Source organism: Arthrobacter sp. Y-9 (assembly GCF_029690065.1).
Lineage (GTDB): Bacteria > Actinomycetota > Actinomycetes > Actinomycetales > Micrococcaceae > Arthrobacter_E.
The window spans coordinates 1,891,153-1,914,119 of the sequence record NZ_CP121463.1 but is presented as its reverse complement, the minus strand read 5'-3'; the positions used below and the strand labels follow the sequence as shown (position 1 = coordinate 1,914,119).

Here is a 22,967-nt window from a genome sequence, read left to right as displayed (position 1 = left end):
TCGACGTTGACGCTGTAGTTCCTGCCACTCGAGGGTGGCTTCCCGATTTCTCATAAGGGGGAAACAACACCACATGGCCACCGATTACGATGCGCCCCGCAAGACCGAGGAAGACCGGGCGAACGAGTCCCTGGAAGCCTTGAAGACCACGCACCGTGCGGACGGCACCTCTGCCGTGGTGGACGAGGATGAGGCGGACCTCGCCGATTCCTTCGAATTGCCCGGGGCGGATCTGTCCCACGAAGAACTCCAGGTCACCGTCCTTCCGGAGCAGTCGGACGAGTTCACCTGCGCGTCCTGTTTCCTGGTGCGGCATCGTTCCCAGATCGCCCGCGAAAAGGACGGTCTGGCCTACTGCGTCGACTGCGAAGGCTGACACCCGGAAGGCTGACACACAGCACGACGGCGCCCGCCGGACGGGCGCTGGAGTCCTCACCAACGGCGAAGGGCCGGTGCACAGGCACCGGCCCTTCGCCGTTGACGGGAGTGCGCGGCGGATCGCACGTGGATCCCGCCGGAATCAGGAAGTCAGCGGGCGGAAGGCATCGTTCAGGACGACAGCGCGGCGACGAGCTGCTGGGGGCGGCGCGTGGAGACGAGCCAGTACGGCGTCTCGTCCTCGGGGTCGGTGATCTCGACCCGGACCACCGGGTCCACCCAGCCGCGGATGCAGAGGAAGGCCAGGCCGTTGAGGCGGGGGCCACGCTCCTGGAAGGCTTCATCGCGGCTGAAGGCCTCCACCTCGCCGAGGAAGGCGCGGTCGATCACGGCTTTGCCCGCGCGGAACTCGGTGGCCGTCACCTCGATGCGCGGCGTGTTCAGGTACAGCGCGCCGCCCGCGAGGAGGAAGATCACCACTGCCGCGGCGATGCCGTACCCGATCCCGATCGGGGCGAGGACGAGGATCCCGGCGAGGGACAGGACTGCCACGATGATCCAGGCGCCGAGCCCGGGCCAGAGCCGCTCGCTGAAGAGCGCAGGGGTGGTGGAGGCGTCCGAGGGCATGGCAGGACCGGTGTTCGTGGAGGGCATGACACTAGCTTGGCACCTTTCCCTGGGCATTTCATCTCGGCCCGGTCCCTCAGGCGGGCGCCTCCCGGACGCGCTTTCCTCACGCATTCCGCGCGCCTGGCCGGCCCTGTGGGAGGCCAGGCGCGGTGAGCCGGCGGCCAGGCGGCCGTACTAGGCTTGATCCCGTGACTGAACCCCAACCGCACACTCTTGATGTTGAACTCCGCATGCTCGACGACGGGCTCGAGCCGCCGTCGTACGCCCAGCCGGGCGACGCCGGAGCCGATCTGCGGGCCCGGGTGGACGTGCACCTGGAGCCGGGGGAGAGGCGGCTGGTTCCGACCGGCGTCTCCATCGCCCTGCCGTTCGGCTACGTGGCCCTGATCCACCCCCGGTCCGGCCTGGCCACCAAGCAGGGGCTGAGCATCGTCAACGCACCCGGCACCGTGGATGCGGGCTACCGCGGGGAAATCGCCGTCACCCTGATCAACACGGACCGTGAGCACGCGATCGACCTGCGCCGCGGCGATAGAATCGCACAGATGGTGATTCAGCGCGTAGAACACGCCCGTTTCGTCGCCGTGAGTGAGCTGCCGGACTCGGTCCGCGGCGCTGGCGGTTTCGGATCCACCGGCGGTTTCGCCGGTGCGCAAGTCTGAACGCACCCCCACAACCACGGCACCACGGCGCCCTTGATACGAAGCCACTGAGGAGAACCCCGCATGCTATTCGGTAGGTCCCGCAAGTCCCAGCGTGAATCCGATGAAGTCCTCACCCCCAGTGAGTCCGTGATCGAGGAGCAGGACACGGAAGGCCGCTCCACGAGCGGGCCCTTCGACGTCCACGAGATCGAGGACCGCGAGGAATACCTCGATCTCGGGGCGATCCTCGTCTCGCCGCGGCCCGGTCTGGAGCTCCGGCTCGAAGTGGAGGAGTCCAGCCAGCGGGTCATCGCGGTGTCCCTGGACATCGGCGATTCCTCCGTGCAGGTCCAGGCGTTCGCCGCTCCTCGTTCCGAGGGGCTGTGGCCCGAGATCCGCGAGCAGATCGCCGAGTCCGTGCGCAGCCAGGGCGGACAGATCGACGAGCTCGAGGGCACCCTCGGTTCGGAACTCATCGCGAGTGTCCCGGCGGAAGCCCCGGACGGCACGGCCGGCTACCGCGTGGCCCGGTTCGTCGGCGTCGACGGCCCGCGCTGGTTCCTGCGCGGCGTCTTCAGCGGTCCCGCGGCCATCCAGCGGGAAGCGGCCACGGAACTGGAGGAGCTCTTCCGGGCCCTCGTGGTCGTGCGCGGCGACAGCCCGATGCCCCCGCGGGAGCTGCTGCCGCTCACCATGCCGAAGGCGCCCACGGAGGCTCCGCAGGCCGAGGACGGCAGGCCGTCCCTCCAGGCTCCCGAACGAGGGCCCGAGATCACCGAGATCGGCTGATCCCCATGACGGAACCGAACATCCCCGGCCACGGACCCGTCGCGCGGGTCCGTGGTGAATGGGTGGGCCGGATCTCCTCGGTCACGCTGGAACCCAAGACCAGCAAGCCACGCTTCACGGCGCGTCTGGGAGAAGTGAGCGGGCCTGACCTTCCGGTTCCCCCGGGGGACCGCTCGGTGGCGGACATCCGGCTGCTGTGGCTGGGCCGCCGGTCGGTCGGCGGCATCGAGCCCGGTTCCACGCTGCGCGTCCGCGGCATGCTCACCTCGAGGAGCGGCCTGGCCACGATCATCAACCCCGGCTACGAGATCATCTCGGCCGGCGAACACTGAGTCGGGAACACTGACTCGAGAACATTGAGCCGAAAACATACCCGGCCCGGGCCACTCCGGGCCGGGAGCGTCACGGCTGGAAAGGCCATCAAGCGATGACCACTGAGGACCGGAACATCAGTGAGCCCGGCCCGCCCGTGCCCGGCTCCCCTCAGGCGACCCCCCTGCCTGGCGATTCGGGCACTGGGAACCCGGGCCCCGACAAGCAGGACCTGGCCCGAAGTGTGGCCGCCGCTGCCGGCGTCCATCACCATGAGGACGGCCGGGTCGATCTGCTCCGCACCGCCGGCGGCTGGCAGGGAATCTGCGAGAGCATCCTGCCGGGCCTGGTGTTCCTGGTCCTGTACACCGTCACGGAATCGCTCGGCTGGGGTCTGGGCGTGGCCCTGGGCGTGAGCGCGGTGTTCGCCGTTCTCCGCCTGATCCAGAAGCAGAAGCTCACCATGGCGCTGGCCGGCGTGGTGGGTGTCGCGATCTCGGCGTGGGTCGCCCAGAGCACGGGCAAGGCATCCGACTTCTACGTGCCCGGGTTCTTCACGAACGGCGGCTACCTCCTGGCGCTTCTCGTCTCCATCATCGTGAAGTGGCCGCTGGCCGGGCTCCTGTTCGGCTTCCTGCGGAACGAGGGTGTCCACTGGCGACAGGACCCGGCGCGTCTCAAGCGCTACACCCTCGCGACCTGGGTCATCATCGCGATCTTCGGCCTGCGCCTGGCGGTCCAGCTTCCGCTGTACTTCATGGGCGACGCCGGCCTCACCGCCCTGGGCACGACGCGCCTGATCATGGGGACACCGCTGTACGTGCTCGGGCTGTGGCTCGCGTGGCTGCTCAGCAGGCCCGCGGCTCCCGTCGAGGAGCGCGCGCAGGAGTCCTGACCGTTCCCCGACACGGCGGTCCGACACGACGACGGCGGGGCGCGGCGAATGTTCGCCGCGCCCCGCCGTCGTCGTGTCCGGAGGGGGTGCTCCGCTCAGCCGTCGAAGCCGTCGTCGTACTGGGGCGCCGCAGCGGGCTCCGGGGCCGGCTCACCCGTATGGGCCGCCGAGAGGAGCTGGCGGAGTTCGTCCTCGGCCGCGAGGGTCGTGACGAAGAAGAGCTCGTCCCCGCCTTCGATGACGTCGTCACGGCTCGGGGTGATGGGAGCCTGATCGCGGAGGATGGCCACGAGCGTCGCGTCCTGCGGCCAGTCGATGTCGCCCACGGTGGATCCGATGAACGAGGCGTCGTGCGGCACGGTGAACTCGACCAGGGAGGAGACGCCCGTCTGGAGCGTCAGGAGGCGGACCACGTCGCCGATCTCCACCGCCTCCTCCACGAGGGCCGTCATGAGCTGCGGGGTGTTGACCGCGACGTCCACGCCCCAGGAGTCGTCGAACATCCAGCCGTTCTTCGGGTTGTTCACGCGGCCGACCGTCCGGCCCACGCCGAACTCGGTCTTGGCCAGCAGGGAGACCACGAGGTTCACCTTGTCATCGCCCGAGGCGGAGACCACCACGTCGGCGTCGTCCAGGCGGGCCTCCTTGAGGACGCTGAGCTCGCAAGCGTCGCCCACCAGCCAGTGCGCGCCGCGCAACCCGCTGCGGCCGATCACCTCGGGCTTGAGGTCGATCAGCAGCACTTCGTGGCTGTGGCCCAGGAGTTCCCGGGCGATGGAGCTTCCGACGCTTCCCGCGCCGACGATCACGACTTTCACTCTGCTTCCTTCACGGGTGCCTTGGAGAGGATCCGGGTCACGGCCTCAAGACGGTTCACGGGCACGATGGCGTGCAGGCTGTCGCCCTCCTGGAATCGCGAATCGGGCTGGACCATGGTGCCTTCCCCGAAGCGGGTCAGGTATGCCACGCGGATCTCGGCGGCTTCCTCCAGCGCGCTCAGCGGGCGGCCCTCCCACCCGTGATCCACGGCGAGCTCGGTCAGGACCAGACGCCCGGACGGCTCACGGAAATCGCCGGTGATGGACTGTTCCGGCAGGATGCGGCGCAGCACCTGATCGGCACTCCACTTCACCGCGGCCACGGTGGGGATGCCGAGCCGCTGATAGATCTCGGCGCGTCCCGGGTCGTAGATGCGGGCCACGACGTGGGGGACGTGGAAGGTCTCTCGGGCCACACGGGTGGCGAGGATGTTGGAGTTGTCACCACTGGAGACGGCGGCGAAGGCGTAGGCCTCCTCCACTCCGGCATGGCGCAGGGTGTCGCGGTCGAAGCCGACGCCGGTGACCTTGCGGCCCTGGAAGCCGTTCCGCAGGCGACGGAAGGCCCGCTCGTCCTGGTCGATGATGGCCACGCTGTGGCCGGAGTCCTCCAGTGTGTGGGCCAGGGTCGCGCCCACACGGCCACAGCCCATGATGACGAAATGCGCCACGAACCATTCCTTCAATTCTGCGGATGGCGGGTGCGCATCCGTCCGGATCAGAACACCACTGTATCCGGGGCGGGGCGTCATCCGTGCCGCGGAGGCCGGGAGATTTCGGTCCGTCATGACACAGGGGCACCGCGCAGACTACCGTAGTCAGGTGCTGTCACTTCTGAATGCGGTCAAGCGGGTGATCGTCGGCCGGCCGTTCCGCAACGACCGTCTGGCCCATACCCTGCTTCCCAAGCGCATCGCATTGCCGGTTTTCGCCTCGGACGCCCTGTCCTCCGTGGCGTACGCCCCCGATGAGATCCTCCTGACCCTGGCGCTGGCCGGGGTCTCCGCCGTCGCGCTGTCCCCGTGGGTCGGGCTGGCGGTCGCCGTCGTCCTGATGACCGTGGTGGCGTCTTACCGCCAGAACGTGCACGCCTACCCCTCCGGCGGTGGCGACTACGAGATCGCGAATGTGAATCTCGGCAAGTTCGCGGGTCTGACCGTCGCGTCGGCGCTCCTGGTGGATTACGTCCTCACCGTGGCCGTATCCATGTCCTCCGCCGCCAACTACCTGGCCACGGCCGTGCCGTCCCTGCACGGGAGCCAGGCCCTGATCGCGACGCTCGGCGTCGTGGTGCTGGCGCTGGTCAATCTGCGCGGCATCAAGGAAGCCGGCTCGGTCTTCGCCCTGCCCACCTACATCTTCATGGCGGCCATCATCGGCATGTCACTCGTGGGCGCCATCCAGGCCGCCACGGGCACGCTGGGACTGGCCGAGTCTGCCGCGTTCGAGATCGTCCCGGAGAGCCACTTCGACCAGGGCCTGGTCGGCCTGGCCGGGGCGTTCCTCCTGCTGCGGGCCTTCTCCTCGGGTGCCGCGGCCCTGACCGGTGTGGAGGCGATCAGCAACGGCGTCCCCAACTTCCAGAAGCCCAAGAGCAAGAACGCGGCCACCACGCTGCTCCTGCTGGGGGTCATCGCGACGACCATGCTCGCGGGCATCCTCTTCCTGGCCAACGCCACCAAGGTCCACATCGTGCTGGACCCCGCCACGGAGTTCCTGAAGGACGGCAAGCCGCTTCCCGAGGGATACATCCAGAACCCAGCGATCAGCCAGATCGCCCAGACCGTGTTCGGCGCGGGATCCATCCCCTTCTACATCATCGTGGCGGCCACGGGCGTCATCCTGGTGTTCGCCTCGAACACGGCGTTCAACGGCTTCCCGGTCCTCGGCTCGATCCTCGCGCAGGACGGTTACCTGCCGCGCCAGCTCAAGACCCGTGGTGATCGCCTCGCGTACAGCAACGGCGTGCTGGCTCTCGCCGCGGGCGCGCTGGTCCTCATCCTGGCCTTCAACGCCGACGTCACCAAGCTGATCCAGCTCTACATCGTGGGTGTGTTCATCTCCTTCACGGCGAGCCAGCTCGGCATGGTCCGGCACTGGGGCCGTGAGCTCAAGAAGGTCCGGGACAAGGCCACGCGGCTCCGGCTCATGAAGTCCCGCACGATCAACATGCTGGGCTTCGGCATGACCGCGCTGGTGCTGACCATCGTGCTCATCACCAAGTTCGAACAGGGAGCCTGGATCGCCCTGCTCGCCATGCTGGTGCTGTTCCTCATCATGTGGAGCATCCGCGCGCACTACGACAACGTCGCCAAGGAACTGGCCGTGGACGAGGATTCCGCTCCGAGGGCCCTGCCGTCCCGGGTGCACGCCGTCCTGCTCGTCTCTCATGTCCGGAAGCCGGTGCTGCGGGCTCTCGCGTATGCCCGCGCCTCCCGGCCGTGGAAGCTCGACGCCGTGATCGTGGACATCAGCCCCGAGGAGACGGCCCGGACCGTGGAGGACTGGGAGAAGCTCGACATCCCGGTCCCGCTGACCGTCCTGGCAAGCCCCTACCGCGAAACGGTCACGCCGATCATCGATTACGTGAAGAACATGCGGAAGGACTCGCCGCGAGATCTGATCGTCGTCTACATCCCTGAGTACGTGGTCGGCAAGTGGTGGGAGCAACTGGTGCACAACCAGACCGCCCTGCGCATCAAGACCCGTCTGCACTTCGAACCCGGAGTGATGGTGGCCAGCGTGCCCTGGCAGCTCAAATCGTCCAAGGAAGCCCAGCAATTGCAGGAACTCAGGTGAATCCACACTCCGCAGAGCAGACCGTCACTCTCACCCTGGGGCCCGTCGCGCACGGCGGCCACACGGTGGCCCGCCACGACTCGCGCGTGGTGTTCGTCCGTCACGGTCTGCCGGGGGAGCAGGTGCGGGTCCGCCTGACCGAGTCGGCGCCGGACGCCCGCTTCTGGCGTGGCGACGTCGTCGAGGTCCTGGACGCGTCTCCCGACCGTCAGGAGCATCCATGGCGGCAGGCGTCCGCCCTCCACGCCGCGCGGACCTCGGCGCAGCCCCTGGGCGGCGCCGAGTTCGGCCACGCGACCCTGCCCGCGCAGCGGCGCCTCAAGGAGGCGGTCCTCGCTGAGCAGCTTCAGCGCCTGGCGGGTCTGGAGCGGAGCACCGTGGTGGAGGCCGTGGAGGACGACGCCGGTCAGGGCCTGCACTGGCGGACCAGGATGGCCTTCGCGGTGACGGCGGACGGCCGCCTGGGCATGCACGCTCACCGCTCGGAGGAGGTGCTGCCCGTCGACTCCATGCCGCTCGCCTCCGAAGCGATCGTTGATCTCGGCCTGTGGGACCACCACTGGAAGGGCGTCACCCGCGTCGAGGTGGCCGCACCGGCGAACGGCTCGCAGCCCCTCGTGATCCTCTGGCCCGAGGAGGCGCTGGGGGAGAAGGAGCAGGGCAAGGCCCTCAATCGCGCCGTCGCGCAGATCCCGGACGGCGTCTCCGTGGCCGTCATGGATCCGGCGAGCAAGCAGCTGCTGCGCTGGCGGGGCCGCTCATGGGTGCGCGAGAGCGTGAACGGCTTCGAGTACCGCGTGACGGGCGAAGGGTTCTGGCAGATCCACCGCCGTGCGCCGCAGACGCTCATGGACGCCGTCACCGGCTTCCTGGGTGAGGGTGGCTTCCTCCGTGAAGGCGCCTCCGTCGCCGATCTCTATGCGGGCGCTGGCCTTTTCACCGCCCCCCTGGCCGCGGCCGTCGGCGAGAGCGGCGCCGTGCTGTCGGTGGAGGGCGCTCCGGGCACGAGCCGGGACGCGCGGAAGAACTTCCACGGTCAGCGGCATGTCGAGATCGTCCAGGGGAAGGTCGAGCGCGTGCTGCGGCAGAGGCCCCGGCGGCTCGACGCCGTCGTGCTGGACCCGCCGCGTGCGGGCGCCGGCCGGACGGTCGTCCAGCAGCTGGTGGAGTCCGGTCCCCGCGCGATCGCCTACGTGTCCTGCGATCCGGCGTCGTTCGCCCGCGATGTGAAGTTCTTCGATGGCCAGGGCTGGGAGCTCGCCGGACTGCGGGCTTTCGATCTGTACCCCCACACGCATCACCTCGAGACGGTCGGCCTGCTCCTGCCGAAGGGCTGACGTCCGGGACCATTGCGGGGTGCTGACACCGGGTGTAGCTTGACCGTGGGGCGCCATGGCGGCGCCGCGAAAGGAGCCCGTCATGTCCTCGAACCTCAACCCGTATCTGAACTTCCAGGACAACGCCCGGCAGGCCATGGAGTTCTACCAGGGTGCGCTCGGCGGTGAGCTGACGCTCAACACCTTCGGTGAGTTCCACGCGTCGGACGATCCGGCCGAGGCTGACAAGATCATGCACGCCCTGCTCAAGACCCCGGCCGGCTACACGCTGATGGCGGCGGACACGCCGAACCAGATGCAGTTCACGGGACACGCCGGTTTCTCGGTCAGCCTCTCCGGTGATGACGCAGCGGAACTGCAGGGCTACTGGGAGGCGCTCTCCGAGGGCGGACAGGTGGTCATGCCGCTCGAACGGCAGATCTGGGGCGACACCTTCGGCATGGTCGTGGACCGGTTCGGCGTCACGTGGATGGTCAACATCGCCGGTCAGTGAGGTATCAGGCGGCTGGCGCGCCAGTCACGAGCGGTTAGGCAGACCTAACTAGCATGCGTTCTGTGACGCGACAAAGATGAAAGTGTTGCGAGAGGAGTCCTGCTATATGAGCACTGTGGACAGCTTCGGTTCCAAGGGCGTACTGAACGTCAAAGGCACCGATTACGAAATCTTCCGGCTGAACTCTGTGGAAGGCGCGGAAAGCCTTCCCTACAGCTTGAAAGTCCTTCTGGAGAATCTGCTCCGGACCGAGGACGGTGCCAACATCACCGCCGACCATGTCCGCGCCCTGGCCGCCTGGGATCCGGCAGCCGAGCCCGACACGGAAATCCAGTTCACCCCCGCCCGCGTGATCATGCAGGACTTCACCGGCGTGCCGTGTGTGGTCGACCTGGCCACCATGCGCGAGGCCGTGAAGGACCTGGGCGGTGACCCGAAGCGCGTCAACCCGCTGGCGCCGGCCGAGATGGTCATCGACCACTCCGTGCAGATCGACGCGTTCGGCAACGCCGGCGCGCTCGAGCGGAACATGGAGATCGAGTACCAGCGCAATGGGGAGCGGTACCAGTTCCTGCGCTGGGGCCAGACCGCTTTCGACGACTTCAAGGTCGTCCCGCCGGGAACCGGTATCGTGCACCAGGTCAACATCGAGTACCTGGCCCGCACCATCATGACCCGTGAGGTGGACGGCAAGCTGCGCGCTTACCCGGACACCTGTGTGGGCACCGACTCCCACACCACCATGGTCAACGGCCTGGGTGTGCTCGGCTGGGGTGTCGGCGGCATCGAGGCCGAAGCGGCGATGCTCGGCCAGCCCGTCTCCATGCTCATCCCGCGCGTCGTGGGCTTCAAGCTCTCCGGCTCCATCCCGGCCGGCGCCACCGCCACCGACGTGGTGCTGACCATCACCGAGATGCTGCGCAAGCACGGCGTCGTCGGCAAGTTCGTCGAGTTCTACGGTGAAGGCGTCGCGGCCGTGCCGCTCGCCAACCGCGCCACGATCGGCAACATGAGCCCGGAGTTCGGCTCCACGGCCGCCATGTTCCCGATCGACGACGTCACCCTCGACTACCTGCGCCTTACCGGCCGCAGCGAGGAGAACGTCGCCCTGGTGGAGGCGTACACCAAGGAGCAGGGCCTCTGGCACGACCCGTCCCGCGAGCTGCGCTTCTCCGAGTACCTCGAGCTGGACCTGTCCACCGTGGTGCCGTCCATCTCCGGCCCGAAGCGTCCTCAGGACCGTATCGAGCTCACGGACGCCAAGGAGCAGTTCCGCAAGGACATCCACAACTACGTCACGCTCGCCGACGGCAGCGTGGACGAGGCGCTGGACGAGTCTTTCCCGGCCTCCGACTCCCCGTCCTTCTCGCCGGACTCCCACATGACCGAGGACAACGAGGTCACGGTGGTGGCTTCCGCCGCCAACGGCGCCGACGGACGTCCGTCCAAGCCCGTCACCGTCCAGACCGCCGACGGCCGCAGCTTCGAGCTGGACCACGGCGCGGTGTCGATCGCCTCGATCACCTCCTGCACCAACACCTCGAACCCGTCCGTGATGCTGGCCGCCGCTCTGCTGGCCCGCAACGCCGTGGAGAAGGGCCTCACGGCCAAGCCGTGGGTCAAGACCTCTGTCGCCCCGGGCTCGAAGGTCGTCACGGACTACTACGAGAAGTCAGGCCTGACGCCGTACCTGGAGAAGCTCGGCTTCTACATCGTCGGCTACGGCTGCGCCACCTGCATCGGCAACTCGGGCCCGCTCGAGCCGGAGATCTCCGAGGCCATCCAGGCCAACGACCTCTCCGTCACCGCCGTCCTCTCAGGCAACCGCAACTTCGAGGGCCGCATCAACCCGGACGTCAAGATGAACTACCTGGCCTCCCCGCCGCTGGTCATCGCCTACGCTCTGGCCGGCACCATGGACTTCGACTTCGACGTCGATCCGCTGGGTCAGGATGAGCAGGGCAACGACGTGTTCCTCAAGGACATCTGGCCGAACCCGGTCGAGGTCCAGGAAGTCATCGACTCCTCCATCGACGAGGGCATGTTCGCCAAGGGCTACGAAGGCGTCTTCGAGGGCGACGATCGCTGGAAGGCTCTCGACACCCCCGCCGGTGACACCTTCGCCTGGGCCGAGGATTCCACCTACGTCCGGAAGCCCCCGTACTTCGAGGGCATGAAGGCGCAGCCGGATCCCGTCACGGACATCGAGGGCGCCCGCGTGCTCCTCAAGCTGGGCGATTCCGTCACCACGGACCACATCTCCCCGGCCGGTTCCTTCAAGTCGGACACCCCGGCCGGCCAGTACCTGCTGGCCAACGGGGTGGAGCGCAAGGACTTCAACTCCTACGGTTCCCGTCGTGGCAACCACGAGGTGATGATCCGCGGCACGTTCGCGAACATCCGCATCAAGAACCAGCTGCTCGCCGACTTCAACGACGGCGCCGGCGTCGAGGGTGGCTTCACCCGCGACTTCACCCAGCCCGACGGCCCGCAGGCCTACGTCTACGACGCCGCGCAGAACTACCGCGAAGCGGGCACCCCGCTGGTGGTCCTGGGCGGCAAGGAGTACGGTTCCGGCTCCAGCCGTGACTGGGCTGCCAAGGGCACCGCGCTGCTGGGCGTCAAGGCCGTCATCACCGAGAGCTTCGAGCGCATCCACCGCTCGAACCTGATCGGCATGGGCGTCCTGCCGCTCCAGTTCCCGGAGGGCGAGAACGCTGCGACCCTGGGCCTGGACGGCACCGAGACGTTCTCGATCTCGGGCGTGACCCAGCTGAACGAAGGCGTGACGCCGAAGACCCTGAAGGTCACGGCCACCAAGGAGGACGGCACGAGCACGTCCTTCGACGCCGTCGTCCGCATCGACACCCCCGGTGAGGCTGACTACTACCGCAACGGTGGCATCCTCCAGTACGTGCTGCGCCAGATCAGCGGTTCCTGAGCTGATCGGCTCGGAGGCCGGAGGCCCTGGTAGCTGACTCACCGTCACTCCAGGATCCACCGCGAATGCCCCGTCAGGCTTCGGCCTGACGGGGCATTCGCGTCACCGGGTCACGTGGTGGGCAGCAGAACGCTGATCTGAGTCTTGATGTCCTGCACGATCGCCTCCGTGCTCAGCGCGGCGTTCTCGCTTGCCGCCATGCCGAGGAACATGATCGCCGAGATGATGTGGGCCCTGGTCGCGGCCTCCGAGAGTCCGGCAGGCTCCTCTCGGGCCAGGACGTCGGCGATGGCCTCCTCGGTCTGCGCGACGATGGACAGGGCCTCGGCGTGGTGCGGCTCGGCCGGGTCCCCGAAGACCATCTCCCGCAGGTAGGTGCGCCCGTTGTCGACCTGGACGCGGTTGCATTCCACGATGGGACGCACGATGCACATCACCGCGTCGAGGGTCTCCGAGGCCGCTTCTGCATCAGTCCGGCCGCGCTCGAGCGCTTCGGCATAGTGGGCGTTCTGGACGAGCAGGAGGAGCTCTCCCTTCGTCCTGGCATAGAGGAACAGGGTGCCGGTGCCGATGTCGGCCTTGTCGGCGATCTGCTGCGTCGTGACATCATCGACTCCGTGTTCGGCGAACAGTTCGGCGGCCGCGGCGGTGATGCGATCGAGCTTCTGCTGCTTGTTCCGCTCGCGTCGTCCGAGCGGCTGGGGCGCGACAGGCATGGCGGCTCCTCCCAAGAAAAAACTGACCGTACTCGGTGTTGACTATATCCCCGGAGACGGCGCGGGGCTGTGCGGTGCGCGGGAGGGTCAATCGCCCAGGAATTCGACGGCGGCGGGAACGAACTCGGCGTGGAACTGGAAGATGCCGCCGTGGCCGGAACCGGGGTGGATGATCAGCTCGGATCCCTTGATGCGGTGGTGAAGGTCCCAGGAGAGGGCGGACGGCACCATGCGGTCGTTGTCGCCGTTCGCGATCAAGGTGGGCTGGGTGAGCTTCGACAGGTCCGACGGCGCGGAGCGGCCGAACCGCTGGATGGCCTTGAGCTGCACCCTGAGCGCCCGGGTGCTGGCCGGCTTGTCCCGGTCGGCCGTGCGCTCCTGCAGGCGCTTCAAGAACGCCTTCGCGGCCTGCTTTCCTGCGGCGTCGCGGTTGAAGAACAGGAACTCCTTGGGATCTGATCTGGTCAGTGCGGCGCGGAGGATGTCCCGGTAGGTGGTGCCGACGACCTTGTCCATGTTCTTGCCTCCGCGCGGCCCGGTGCCCGTCAGCACCAGCCTGCGGATGAGGCCGGGATGCTTGAGGGCCAGGTCCTGGGCGATCATGCCGCCCATCGAAAAGGAGAAGACGTCGATCGTGGTGAAACCAAGTGCCCGGATGAAGGTGTAGGCGTCGTCTGCCATCGCCTCGATGCTGCGGGCCACCTGTCCCGTGGAGGCGCCGACGCCGGGCTGATCGAACGTGATGACGTGGCGGTTCGCCGCGATCGGATCGATGATCCGGGGGTCCCAGTTGTCCAGGGTTCCCGCGAGGTGCACGAAGAACACGACCGGGATGCCTTCCTTCGGTCCGAGCTCCCGGTAGGCGTACGTGACGCCGCCGGCGGTGACTGTCCGGGTTGGTGCCATCGCATACGAGATGACCTGGGGTTCGTCTGCCGCGCCCGATCCGTTCTGTGAGTCGATGTGGTTCATGACGCCGTCTCAATTGAAGGGTCGGTGGTGGGCAGGGGCCGGTCGGCCAGCGTGACGACCGCTTTGCCGCGGAGGCCGCCCTTGGCGAGGGATTCCAGCGCCTGCGGGGCCTGGTCGAAGCCGAAGACCTCTCCAACCACCGGGCGCAGCACGCCGTCATCGACCAATGCGCTGATCCGGCGCAACTGCTCACCACTGGCGCGCATGAAGAGGAATTCGTAGCTGACGCCGAGCTTCTTCGCCTGTCTGCGGATCCCGGCGCTGAGCCCGGCGATCGCTAGGCGCACCACCGGGTTGAGGCCGGCTTCGCGGGCGAACGCCGGATCGGGCGGGCCGGAGATCCCGATCGCCTTCCCGCCGGGCCGGAGGATGCGCAGCGACTTCTGCAGGTTCTCTCCGCCCAGGCTGTCCAGCACCAGGTCGTATCCGCTCAGAAGCTGTTCGAAGTCCTGGGTGCGGTAGTCGATCACGACGTCCGCCCCGAGGCCGCGGACGAAATCGGCGTTGGCGCCGCTCGCCGTGGTGGCGACGGTCGCGCCGAGATGCTTGGCAAGCTGGATGGCGATCGAGCCGACCCCACCGGCGCCGGCATGGATGAGAACCTTCTGCCCCGGCTTCACGTCGCCCCGCTCCACCAGCGCCTGCCAGGCGGTCAGCGCCACGAGTGGCAGTGAGCCGGCCTCTTCCATGCTCAGCGATGCGGGCTTCAGCGCCACGTCCTCCTCGCTGACGGCGATGCGTTCGGCGAACGTGCCGATGCGGCCATCGCGGGGACGGGAGTAGACCTGATCGCCGGGCTTGAAGCCGCGCACCTCGGCGCCGACCCGGAGGACGGTCCCGGCGAGGTCGTGGCCGAGGACCAACGGGAGCTTGTACGGGAGGAGCTGCTTGAACTCGCCGAGCCGGATCTTCTCGTCCAGCTGGTTGAGGCCGGCTGCCTGCACCCCCACGAGGAGGTCGTGGTCGCCGAGGGACGGCTCGGCGACGTCGGCTTCGCGCAGTGGCTCCTGGTATCTGGTGACGGTGAACGCTCGCATGGCCTGGGTCCTTCCGGGAATCAATAACTGAGTACACTCAATTATGACTTAACTCAACTACGTGTCAAGGCCGTTTCCGCTGCTGGATCCGGCCGGGCGAGGCGCGCGGCGGTGCGTGCCGGAGTCGGCCTCGGGGCTACCTGGCGCGTTCGGCGCCGTCGATGACCCTGCCCGCTCACGGGGTCGGGGTCTTCCGTTTCCGGCGAAGTCGCGGCGTCTCCTCGCCCGGGGAGGCGGTAAAGTGGGAGAGCACAACCGGCGGGAGAAGGAGGGCCCTTGGGCATCTTGGAAGGTATCCGGGAACCGCATGATCTGCAGCGGCTGAATCAGGACCAGCTGGAGCCCCTCGCGGCGGAGATCCGCGAGTTCCTGATCAGCAACGTCTCGCAGACGGGTGGACATCTCGGTCCCAATCTGGGCGTCGTGGAGCTGACCATCGCGCTGCACCGGGTCTTCGATTCGCCCGTCGACTCCATCGTCTTCGACACCGGGCACCAGTCGTATGTGCACAAACTGCTCACCGGGCGGCAGGACTTCGCCACGCTCCGGCAGCAAGGCGGTCTCTCTGGTTACCCGGACCGCGGCGAATCCGAACACGACATCGTCGAGTCCTCGCACGCATCCTCCTCCCTGTCCTGGGCGGACGGCATCTCCCGCGCCCGGAAGCTGCGCGGGGAGACCGACCGCTACACGGTCGCCGTGATCGGCGACGGTGCCCTGACCGGCGGCATGGCCTGGGAGGCCCTGAACAACATCGCGGCCGACAAGGACCGCAAGGTGGTCATCGTCGTCAACGACAACGGCCGCTCCTATGCTCCGACCGTCGGCGGTTTCGCCGACTATCTCGCCTCGCTGCGTCCCACGATCGACGCCTGGCGCGCCAAGCCCGGCTACGAGGGCGCCATGAACTGGTGGAAGTCCCGTCTGCAGGAGGGCGGCCCCGTCGGCCAGTTCACCTACAAGAGCCTGCACGCCGCGAAGAAGGGCGTGAAGGACTGGTGGGCGCCCCAGGGCATGTTCGAGGATCTGGGTCTGAAGTACATCGGACCCGTGGACGGCCATGACGAGGCCGCCGTCGAGGAGGCGCTGCGCCTGGCCCGTAACTTCGGCGGACCGGTGCTGGTGCACACGATCACCGAGAAGGGCCGCGGCTATGCGCCAGCCCGCGCGGACGAGGCGGATCAGTTCCACGCCGTCGGCGTCATCGACCCGGAGACCGGCCTGCCGACTTCCAGTGGCGGCGCCCGGTCCTGGACGAGTGTCTTCGGCGAGGAGATCGCCGCGATCGCGGATGAGCGGGACGACATCGTCGGCATCACCGGCGCCATGCTGATCCCCGTGGGCCTCAGCGAGATGGCGGCCCGCCACCCTGATCGCGTGATCGATGTCGGCATCGCCGAGCAGCACGCCGTCACCATGGCGGCCGGACTGGCTTTCGGCGGCCTGCACCCCGTGGTCGCCGTGTATGCGACTTTCCTGAACCGTGCCTTCGACCAGCTGCTGATGGATGTCGCCCTGCACAAGGCCGGGGTGACCCTGGTGCTTGACCGTGCGGGCGTCACCGGTCCCGATGGACCCAGCCACCACGGCATGTGGGACATGGCCATGGTCCAGACCGTGCCGGGCCTGCACCTCGCGGCACCCCGCGATGCGAGCCGGCTTCAGGAAGAGCTGCGGGAAGCCGTCGCGATCGACGACGCGCCCAGCGTGGTCCGCTTTTCCAAGGGCGCGGTGGGTCCCGAGGTCAACGCCGTGGAGCGTCTCAAGGACGGCGTGGACGTGCTCGCCCGGCCCGAGGACGGGCAGCTGGAGAACGATGTGCTGCTCATCTCGGTCGGCGCCCTGAGCGAGCTGACGCTCGAGGTGGGGGAGCGGCTCGCCGCTCATGGCATCACGTCCACCGTGGTCGACCCCCGCTGGGTGCTTCCCGTGCCCCGCTCGATCATCGCCCTCGCCGCGCGCCACCGGCTGGTCGTGTGCCTGGAGGACGGCGTCCGCGCGGGCGGCGTCGGGTCCAGGATCCGCCAGGAGATGCGGGCCGCCGGCGTCGACACGGCGCTGAACGAGGTCGGGCTTCCGGCGGAGTTCCTCGCGCACGGCACGCGCGGCGAAGTTCTCGAGCGCGTCGGCCTGACGGCGCAGCAGGTGACGCACGACGTCGTCGCGCAGGTTCTCGGCACGAAGGTCCCCTTCGCGCGCCCCCTCCCGGGTCAGCAGGCGCCCAGCACGGGAAGCATTCCCGCACTGTGACGGCCGGATCCGTCCGGGAGCCGCTCGAGGTGGCTCCCGGTGAGCTGGTCGTGGCCCGCAACCGCAAATGGGACGGCACCGCGCACTGGGTGGTGCCGGGCCGGTACCTCGGGGAGGACGAGCACGGCTGGTGGGTGTACCAGGCCAAGGGCGAGTTCTGCTCCCGGCCCGGCGCGGCGTTCTACACCCGGAGCCACAACGTTCTGCTGGTGCCCCGTGCGGGCGAGTGGGTCGCGACCTTCTACGACGAGGATCACCCGGGTGACTTCCGCGTCTACGTGGACATGGCGGTCGGGCACGAGTTCAAGCGCATCCGGCCGGAGGTGACCGAGTTCCACGTGGTGGACATGGATCTGGACGTCATCCTCTTCGCCGACGGCACGAGCCACCTCGACGACGAGGACGAGTTCGCCGAGCGGCGCGTCACCATGGACTACCCGGACTGGCTGGTGGAGACGACGGAGAGCTCCAGCCGCGACGTCCTGGCCGCCCTGGAGGGCCGGCAGGGGCCTTTCGCGGGCGTGGCCGACACCTGGCTGGCCCGCGGGCTGGAGGCCACCCGGACCGGTGAATGGCACGATGACTGGATCCCAGAAGACGGAGAGAACGATGAATGAACTGCTGCGCGCCTACCGGCGTGACGAGGACGGCGTCCTCAGCTTCCGCGAAGCCTGGTACGAGCAGGAGGAAGGCGTGGTCGTGGTCAACCACGGCGTCGTCGGCCATGTGAGCAAGGACGACGTGCAGTCCGTCGAGTCGGATGAGGCCGCCGTCGCGCTGCTGGAGGCTTTCAGCGCGCAGTGCGCGGAGGACGGCTTCGCCGAGATCCCCGTCGAGGAGCAGCACTGGGTCGTCGCCCAGTTCGCGCTGAAGACGAAAGACGGCACTGAACGCGACCGCTACCTGGAGCGCTCCGCCGTCGCCGCGCTGACCGGCCACTTCGCGTGGCGCGGCCTGGGCGTGGTGGACCGGAGCACCATCGCGAACGGCAAGCTCAACATCTTCCTGGTCTCGCCTGAGCCGTCCAAAGCGGTCAAGGCGGTGGTGTCGGTGGCACGCGAAGCCGACCTGGATCCGACCAAGCTGACCGTCGGCGTCGCGCCGTACTCGGAGCCCGAGGCTCTCAAGCGCCGCCACCCGGCGGGACCCGGAGCGCCCTTCAGCCTCTGAGTCCTCCGTGCCTCCGCTCCGGCCCTTCCGGTGTGTCCGGAGGGGCCTGAGCGCTGCCAGGAGCATTCGATAGGCTGGCTGTATGACTGAATACCGCAGATTGGGAACATCCGGACTCGTCGTCTCCACCATCGGCCTGGGGTGCAACAACCTCGGCCGGCCGAACACGCCGAGTTTCACCCAGGAAGGCACGGACACCGTCATCCATGCGGCGCTGGACGCGGGAGTCACGCTTTTCGACGTCGCGGACGTCTACGGCGCGACTCCGGGCCTCAGCGAGGAGATGCTGGGCAAGGCCCTGGGCGACCGGCGCTCCGAGGTGGTCCTGGCGACCAAGTTCGGCATGGACATGAACGGCGCCAACGGCGCGGACTTCGGCGCCCGTGGCTCGCGCCGCTACATCGTCAACGCCGTGGAGGCGTCCCTGCGACGTCTCGGCACCGACTGGATCGACCTGTACCAGTTCCACACCCCGGACGACGGGACCCCCGTCGAGGAGACGCTCCGCGCCCTCGATGACCTCGTGACCGCCGGTAAGGTCCGGTACATCGGGCACTCGAACCGTGCCGGCTGGCAGATCGCCGAGGCGGAATTCCTGGCGCACTCGCTCGGCACCGAGCGGTTCATCTCGAGTCAGAACCACTACAACCTGCTGGACCGCCGAGCCGAACTCGAAGTCCTACCGGCCGCCCGGGCCTACGGACTCGGGGTCCTGCCGTACTTCCCGCTCGCCAACGGCTTCCTCACCGGCAAGTACGCGCCGGACCGCGTGCCCGAGGGCTCCCGCCTCAGCCACACGCGCCAGAACATGGTGCGCGACGCTGACTGGGAGCAGATGGCCAAGTACTCGGAATTCGCCCGGGAACGCGGTCTCACTGAGGTCGAGGTGGCCTTCGCGTGGCTCCTGGCCCAGGAGCCCGTCAGCAGCGTGATCGCCGGCGCGACCAAGGTCGAGCAGATCCAGCAGAACGCTCGGGCGGTCGAAGCGCGACTGAGCCCGGAGGATCTGGCCGTCCTCGACGAGATCTTCCCGCCCGTGCCCAAGGTGGCGCTCTTCTAGCCTCTGCTGATCTCGGCGCCTCTCACGGCCCAGTACACCTCATCGACTGCTCCATAGGATTCCTTTTCCGGGTGAAATCTCCCTGGAACGGAATCCTGTGGAGCAGTCGATCGCACGTGGGGGCCGGGTGAGAGCCTGAGGGCAAGCACACCGGGCAGCGCGACGACGAAGGGGACGGCACCCGCTGGTGCCGTCCCCTTCGTCGTGGTCTCCTTCGTCCGCGCGGCTCAGGCCGCGGCTCAGGGTGCGTGGCTCACGCCGCGTGGAACCGCTTGCCGTTGACCCGCTCGGAGGCGCCCACCCGGTCCAGGTACGGCGTGATGCCGCCCAGGAACATGGGCCAGCCGGCGCCGAGGATCATGCAGAGGTCGATGTCCTCGGGACCCGCGACCACACCCTCTTCGAGCATGAGGCCGATCTCCTCCGCCAGGGCGTCCTGGGTGCGCGTGAGGACCTCTTCCGACGTCGACGGGCTGTTGCCGAACGTCATCAGGGCCAGCACGCGCTCCGGGATCTCCTGGCCGCCGTCGTCGGTGGGGGCCCAGAGGCCCTTCACGCCGTTGTCGATCAGGGCCTGGAGGTTGGCCGAAACCGTGAAGCGGTCGCCGAAGGCCGCGTGCAGGGATTCCTGCACGTGCTGCGCGACCGGCAGGCCGACCATGGCGCCCAGGGTGAACGGCGTCATCGGCAGGCCCATGGGGCGCAGGGCGTTGTCCGCGATGTCGGCCGGGGTGCCCTCGTCGAAGGCGGCCGTCACTTCGCCCATGAGGCGCAGCAGGACACGGTTCACCACGAAGGCGGCGGCGTCCTTGACGAGCACGGCGCTCTTCTTCAAGTTCTTGGCCAGCTGGAACGCCGTGGCCAGGGTCTCGTCCGAGGTCTTCGGCGCCCGCACGATCTCCAGCAGCGGCATGACCGCCACCGGATTGAAGAAGTGGAAGCCGACGAGCCGCTCCGGGTGCTCCAGATCCCGCGCCATCTCCGTGACGGACAGACTGGAGGTGTTGGTGGCCAGGATGCACTCGGGGGAGACGATCGCCTCGACTTCCGCGAACACCTGCTTCTTGACGGAAAGCTCCTCGAACACCGCTTCGATCACGAAGTCGGCGTCGGCGAACGCCTGCTTGTCCACGGCGCCCGTGATGAGTGCCTTGGTCCGGTTGGCCGCGTCGGCGGACATCCGGCCCTTGGCCTGCAGCTTGTCCACTTCGCCGTGGATGTAGGAGACGCCGCGATCCACGCGCTCCTGGTCGATGTCCGTCATGACGACAGGCACCTTGAGCTGCTTGGCGAAGAGCAGGGCGAGCTGGCCCGCCATGAGACCGGCGCCGACCACGCCCACCTTGGTGACGGGGCGGGCCAGCTTCGCGTCCGGTGCGCCGGCCGGACGCTTGGCCCGCTTCTGCACGAGGTCGAGGAACGCGTAGACCGTGGACCGGAACTCGCCGGTCTGCATGAGCCCGGCCAGCGCCTCGCACTCGGCCGCGGCGGACTCCTCCTGCGTCTGGGTGCGGTTGGCCTCGAGCAGGTCGAGGACCTTGCCGGGGGCCGGGGCCGCGTCGGAGATCTTACGGCTCACGAAGGCGCGCCCGGCGTCGACCGCCGCCTGCCAGCGCTCGGCCACCTGCGGATCCGAGGCGTCGACGGCGTGCGTGCGCTCCGGCGTGACCTCGCCGCTGAGCACCCGGGCGGCCCAGGAGAGGGACTGCTCCAGGAAGTCGGCGGCGTCGAAGAGGGCGTCCGCGACGCCGAGCTCGAGGGCCTGCTTGCCGCTGAGCGTCCGGTTGTTGTTCAGCGGGTTCTCGATCATCACCTTGACGGCGTTCTCCGGCCCGATCAGGCGCGGCAGGAGATAGACGCCGCCCCAGCCCGGGACGAGGCCCAGGAAGGCCTCGGGGAGGCCGAGGGCGCCTGCGGAGGCGCTGACCGTGCGGTACGTGGACTGAAGGGCGATCTCGAGACCGCCACCCAGGGCAAGGCCGTTGATGAACGCGAAGCTCGGCACCGGCAGGTTCCGCAGGAGTCCGTACACCTCGTGACCCAGCTGGGCCATCGCCAGGCCGTGCTCCGGCTTGGAGATGGCGGAGACCGCGGTGAGGTCGGCGCCGGCCACCAGGAAGTACGGCTTCCCCGTGATGCCCACGGCCTGGATCTCACCCTTGGAGGCACGCTCCGCGAGGGATTCGAGGGTGTGTCCGAGCTCGAGGAGCGTGTTCGGGCCGAGCGTGGTGGGCTTGCGGTGGTCGAGCCCGTTGTCCAGGGTCACGAGCGCCAGCGTGCCGATGCCGGGCAGGGGCACGTCCTGAACCAGCGAGTGGGTCACCGTCTCCGTGCTGAAGAGCCCTGCGAGTTCCGTGAAATCGTCGAGACTCATGCTGCCTCTCCTGCCTGTGCGTCGGTTCCGTAGTCGGGGTGGTGGGGGTTCTCCCAGATGATCGTGCCGCCCATGCCGAGGCCGATGCACATGGTGGTGATGCCGTAGCGGACGCTCGGGTCCTGCTCGAACTGGCGGGCGAGCTGGTTCATCAGCCGTACGCCCGAGGAGGCGAGGGGGTGGCCCAGCGCGATCGCGCCGCCGAAGCGGTTGACGCGGGGATCGTCGTCGGCGATGCCGAAGTAGTCCAGGAAGCTCAGGACCTGCACCGCGAACGCCTCGTTGATCTCGAAGAGCCCGATGTCCTCGATGCTCAGCCCGGCCTTCTCGAGGGCCTTGAGGGTGGACGGGACGGGGCCGTAGCCCATGACGCTCGGCTCCACGCCGGCGAAGGCGTAGGAGACCATGCGCATGCGGACCGGCAGGCCCAGCTCCTCGGCGGTGCCCGCATCGGCGAGCAGGGCCGCCGTCGCGCCGTCGTTCAGACCGGCGGCATTGCCCGCGGTGACGCGGCCGTGCGGGCGGAAGGGGGTGCGCAGACCTTCGAGGTCTTCGAGCGTGGTGCCGGGCCGGGGCGGCTCGTCCACGGTGTTCAGGGTCCAGCCGGCGCCGGCCTTCTTGCTCGCCACCGGGACGAGGCCGGCCTGGATGTCGCCGCTCTCGTAGGCTTCGGCGACCTTCCGCTGCGAGGCGACGGCGTAGGCGTCGGCGCGCTCCTTGGTGATGGCGGGGAACCGGTCATGGAGGTTCTCGGCGGTGTTGCCCATGTTCAAGGCGGCGGGATCGACGATCCGCTCGGCGAGGAAGCGCGGGTTGGGATCGGCGCCGACGCCCATCGGGTGGTGGCCCATGTGCTCCACGCCGCCCGCGATGACGACGTCGTACGCGCCCGAGGCGATGCCGGAGCCGGTCGTGGTCACGGCGGTCAGGGCGCCGGCGCACATGCGGTCGATGGCGAAGCCCGGCACGGACTGGGGCAGGCCCGCGAGCAGTGCCGCGGTGCGCCCGATGGTCAGGCCCTGGTCGCCGGTCTGCGTGGTGGCGGCGATGGCCACCTCATCCACGCGCTCGGCCGGGAGGCCCGGATTGCGTCGCATCAGTTCACGGATGCACTTGACCACCAGGTCGTCGGCACGGGTCTCGGCATAGATGCCCTTGTCTCCTGCCTTGCCGAACGGTGTGCGGATGCCGTCGACAAAGACGACATCGCGGCCGGCCAGGCCTTTGCGGATGCGGCTCACGCTTGCTCCTCGTTGAGTTCAACGCCCGCCGAGCGGGCGACACGCTGGTGTCCGGCGGGCGCCGGACGCGTTCAACGACATGTTACTCGCCAGTAACTTGTTGGGGCAAGG

The 22,967-nt window shown here is 68.4% G+C and carries 21 protein-coding genes; 13 read left to right on the top strand and 8 right to left on the bottom strand.

The window, feature by feature from the left end:
• The first annotated feature begins 73 nt into the window (after positions 1-73).
• Positions 74-376 (top strand): DUF4193 domain-containing protein, encoded by a 303-nt coding sequence (locus P9849_RS08555; protein ID WP_278266425.1) that lies wholly within the window; start codon positions 74-76, stop codon positions 374-376.
• 173 nt (positions 377-549) lie between these two features.
• Here the strand turns inward: P9849_RS08555 and P9849_RS08550 are convergent, their stop codons facing one another.
• On the bottom strand, positions 550-1,032 hold the full coding sequence (locus P9849_RS08550) for a DUF3093 domain-containing protein (protein ID WP_278266424.1): 483 nt from the start codon (positions 1,030-1,032) through the stop codon (positions 550-552).
• Between the two features lie 206 nt (positions 1,033-1,238).
• Here P9849_RS08550 and dut point away from each other — a divergent pair, with 206 nt between their 5' ends.
• From dut to P9849_RS08530, 4 genes are all read left to right on the top strand, one after another.
• Complete coding sequence (dut, locus tag P9849_RS08545) at positions 1,239-1,670, top strand: dUTP diphosphatase (RefSeq protein WP_347567924.1); 432 nt, start codon at positions 1,239-1,241, stop codon at positions 1,668-1,670.
• Positions 1,671-1,733: 63 nt separating this feature from the next.
• Positions 1,734-2,441, top strand: coding sequence for a DUF3710 domain-containing protein (locus P9849_RS08540; protein ID WP_278266422.1), 708 nt, complete (start codon positions 1,734-1,736; stop codon positions 2,439-2,441).
• 5 nt (positions 2,442-2,446) lie between these two features.
• On the top strand, positions 2,447-2,773 hold the full coding sequence (locus tag P9849_RS08535) for a hypothetical protein (RefSeq protein ID WP_278266421.1): 327 nt from the start codon (positions 2,447-2,449) through the stop codon (positions 2,771-2,773).
• Between the two features lie 95 nt (positions 2,774-2,868).
• Positions 2,869-3,648, top strand: a complete 780-nt coding sequence (locus P9849_RS08530) for a DUF3159 domain-containing protein (RefSeq protein WP_278266419.1) — start codon at positions 2,869-2,871, stop codon at positions 3,646-3,648.
• Positions 3,649-3,743: 95 nt separating this feature from the next.
• Here the strand turns inward: P9849_RS08530 and P9849_RS08525 are convergent, their stop codons facing one another.
• Both P9849_RS08525 and P9849_RS08520 read right to left on the bottom strand, forming a co-directional pair.
• Positions 3,744-4,466 (bottom strand): TrkA family potassium uptake protein, encoded by a 723-nt coding sequence (locus tag P9849_RS08525; RefSeq protein WP_278266418.1) that lies wholly within the window; start codon positions 4,464-4,466, stop codon positions 3,744-3,746.
• Positions 4,463-5,137, bottom strand: a complete 675-nt coding sequence (locus P9849_RS08520) for a TrkA family potassium uptake protein (protein WP_278266417.1) — start codon at positions 5,135-5,137, stop codon at positions 4,463-4,465. The genes P9849_RS08525 and P9849_RS08520 overlap by 4 nt, the downstream gene beginning before the upstream one ends.
• Positions 5,138-5,252: 115 nt before the next feature.
• Between P9849_RS08520 and P9849_RS08515 the strand changes: the two genes are divergently transcribed.
• The 4 genes from P9849_RS08515 to acnA all read left to right on the top strand — a co-directional run bounded on the left by P9849_RS08515 (position 5,253) and on the right by acnA (position 12,036).
• Positions 5,253-7,265 carry an APC family permease gene (locus tag P9849_RS08515; protein WP_278266416.1) on the top strand — a complete coding sequence of 671 codons (2,013 nt, stop codon included), beginning with the start codon at positions 5,253-5,255 and terminating at the stop codon, positions 7,263-7,265.
• Positions 7,262-8,602 (top strand): TRAM domain-containing protein, encoded by a 1,341-nt coding sequence (locus P9849_RS08510; RefSeq protein ID WP_278266415.1) that lies wholly within the window; start codon positions 7,262-7,264, stop codon positions 8,600-8,602. The genes P9849_RS08515 and P9849_RS08510 overlap by 4 nt, the downstream gene beginning before the upstream one ends.
• 82 nt (positions 8,603-8,684) lie before the next feature.
• Positions 8,685-9,095, top strand: coding sequence for a VOC family protein (locus tag P9849_RS08505; protein ID WP_278266414.1), 411 nt, complete (start codon positions 8,685-8,687; stop codon positions 9,093-9,095).
• A 106-nt stretch (positions 9,096-9,201) separates the two neighbouring features.
• The gene (acnA, locus tag P9849_RS08500) at positions 9,202-12,036 is read left to right on the top strand and encodes an aconitate hydratase AcnA (protein ID WP_278266413.1); all 2,835 of its coding nucleotides are present in this window, start codon (positions 9,202-9,204) and stop codon (positions 12,034-12,036) included.
• A gap of 110 nt (positions 12,037-12,146) precedes the next feature.
• On the opposite strand, the gene P9849_RS08495 is transcribed toward acnA, so the two are convergent.
• The 3 genes from P9849_RS08495 to P9849_RS08485 all read right to left on the bottom strand — a co-directional run bounded on the left by P9849_RS08495 (position 12,147) and on the right by P9849_RS08485 (position 14,761).
• Complete coding sequence (locus tag P9849_RS08495; protein ID WP_278266412.1) at positions 12,147-12,752, bottom strand: TetR/AcrR family transcriptional regulator; 606 nt, start codon at positions 12,750-12,752, stop codon at positions 12,147-12,149.
• A gap of 87 nt (positions 12,753-12,839) precedes the next feature.
• On the bottom strand, positions 12,840-13,724 hold the full coding sequence (locus tag P9849_RS08490; protein WP_278266411.1) for an alpha/beta hydrolase: 885 nt from the start codon (positions 13,722-13,724) through the stop codon (positions 12,840-12,842).
• Positions 13,721-14,761: an NADP-dependent oxidoreductase gene (locus P9849_RS08485; protein ID WP_278266410.1), complete on the bottom strand. Its 1,041-nt coding sequence runs from the start codon at positions 14,759-14,761 to the stop codon at positions 13,721-13,723. Before P9849_RS08485 ends, P9849_RS08490 begins: the two co-directional genes overlap by 4 nt.
• Before the next feature lie 276 nt (positions 14,762-15,037).
• Between P9849_RS08485 and dxs the strand changes: the two genes are divergently transcribed.
• The 4 genes from dxs to P9849_RS08465 all read left to right on the top strand — a co-directional run bounded on the left by dxs (position 15,038) and on the right by P9849_RS08465 (position 19,241).
• Positions 15,038-17,011: a 1-deoxy-D-xylulose-5-phosphate synthase gene (dxs, locus tag P9849_RS08480; RefSeq protein WP_278266409.1), complete on the top strand. Its 1,974-nt coding sequence runs from the start codon at positions 15,038-15,040 to the stop codon at positions 17,009-17,011.
• Positions 17,008-17,628 carry a DUF402 domain-containing protein gene (locus tag P9849_RS08475; protein WP_278266408.1) on the top strand — a complete coding sequence of 207 codons (621 nt, stop codon included), beginning with the start codon at positions 17,008-17,010 and terminating at the stop codon, positions 17,626-17,628. The genes dxs and P9849_RS08475 overlap by 4 nt, the downstream gene beginning before the upstream one ends.
• Entirely contained in the window at positions 17,621-18,181 is a 561-nt protein-coding gene (locus tag P9849_RS08470) for a hypothetical protein (RefSeq protein WP_278266407.1), read from the top strand. Before P9849_RS08475 ends, P9849_RS08470 begins: the two co-directional genes overlap by 8 nt.
• Before the next feature lie 82 nt (positions 18,182-18,263).
• The gene (locus tag P9849_RS08465; RefSeq protein ID WP_107002582.1) at positions 18,264-19,241 is read left to right on the top strand and encodes an aldo/keto reductase; all 978 of its coding nucleotides are present in this window, start codon (positions 18,264-18,266) and stop codon (positions 19,239-19,241) included.
• Positions 19,242-19,494: 253 nt separating this feature from the next.
• Here the strand turns inward: P9849_RS08465 and P9849_RS08460 are convergent, their stop codons facing one another.
• Together P9849_RS08460 and P9849_RS08455 are read right to left on the bottom strand one after the other, a co-directional pair.
• Entirely contained in the window at positions 19,495-21,615 is a 2,121-nt protein-coding gene (locus tag P9849_RS08460) for a 3-hydroxyacyl-CoA dehydrogenase NAD-binding domain-containing protein (protein WP_278266406.1), read from the bottom strand.
• Positions 21,612-22,856 (bottom strand): acetyl-CoA C-acyltransferase, encoded by a 1,245-nt coding sequence (locus tag P9849_RS08455; RefSeq protein ID WP_278266405.1) that lies wholly within the window; start codon positions 22,854-22,856, stop codon positions 21,612-21,614. Before P9849_RS08455 ends, P9849_RS08460 begins: the two co-directional genes overlap by 4 nt.
• Positions 22,857-22,967: the final 111 nt, after the last annotated feature.

Coding starts and splice junctions, on each gene's coding strand:
- P9849_RS08555 (WP_278266425.1), top strand. CDS start 74: ATGGCCACCGATTACGATGCGCCCCGCAAGACCGAGGAAGACCGGGCG.
- P9849_RS08550 (WP_278266424.1), bottom strand. CDS start 1,032: ATGCCCTCCACGAACACCGGTCCTGCCATGCCCTCGGACGCCTCCACC.
- dut (WP_347567924.1), top strand. CDS start 1,239: ATGCTCGACGACGGGCTCGAGCCGCCGTCGTACGCCCAGCCGGGCGAC.
- P9849_RS08540 (WP_278266422.1), top strand. CDS start 1,734: ATGCTATTCGGTAGGTCCCGCAAGTCCCAGCGTGAATCCGATGAAGTC.
- P9849_RS08535 (WP_278266421.1), top strand. CDS start 2,447: ATGACGGAACCGAACATCCCCGGCCACGGACCCGTCGCGCGGGTCCGT.
- P9849_RS08530 (WP_278266419.1), top strand. CDS start 2,869: ATGACCACTGAGGACCGGAACATCAGTGAGCCCGGCCCGCCCGTGCCC.
- P9849_RS08515 (WP_278266416.1), top strand. CDS start 5,253: ATGACACAGGGGCACCGCGCAGACTACCGTAGTCAGGTGCTGTCACTT.
- P9849_RS08505 (WP_278266414.1), top strand. CDS start 8,685: ATGTCCTCGAACCTCAACCCGTATCTGAACTTCCAGGACAACGCCCGG.
- acnA (WP_278266413.1), top strand. CDS start 9,202: ATGAGCACTGTGGACAGCTTCGGTTCCAAGGGCGTACTGAACGTCAAA.
- P9849_RS08495 (WP_278266412.1), bottom strand. CDS start 12,752: ATGCCTGTCGCGCCCCAGCCGCTCGGACGACGCGAGCGGAACAAGCAG.
- P9849_RS08490 (WP_278266411.1), bottom strand. CDS start 13,724: ATGAACCACATCGACTCACAGAACGGATCGGGCGCGGCAGACGAACCC.
- P9849_RS08485 (WP_278266410.1), bottom strand. CDS start 14,761: ATGCGAGCGTTCACCGTCACCAGATACCAGGAGCCACTGCGCGAAGCC.
- P9849_RS08470 (WP_278266407.1), top strand. CDS start 17,621: ATGAATGAACTGCTGCGCGCCTACCGGCGTGACGAGGACGGCGTCCTC.
- P9849_RS08465 (WP_107002582.1), top strand. CDS start 18,264: ATGACTGAATACCGCAGATTGGGAACATCCGGACTCGTCGTCTCCACC.
- P9849_RS08460 (WP_278266406.1), bottom strand. CDS start 21,615: ATGAGTCTCGACGATTTCACGGAACTCGCAGGGCTCTTCAGCACGGAG.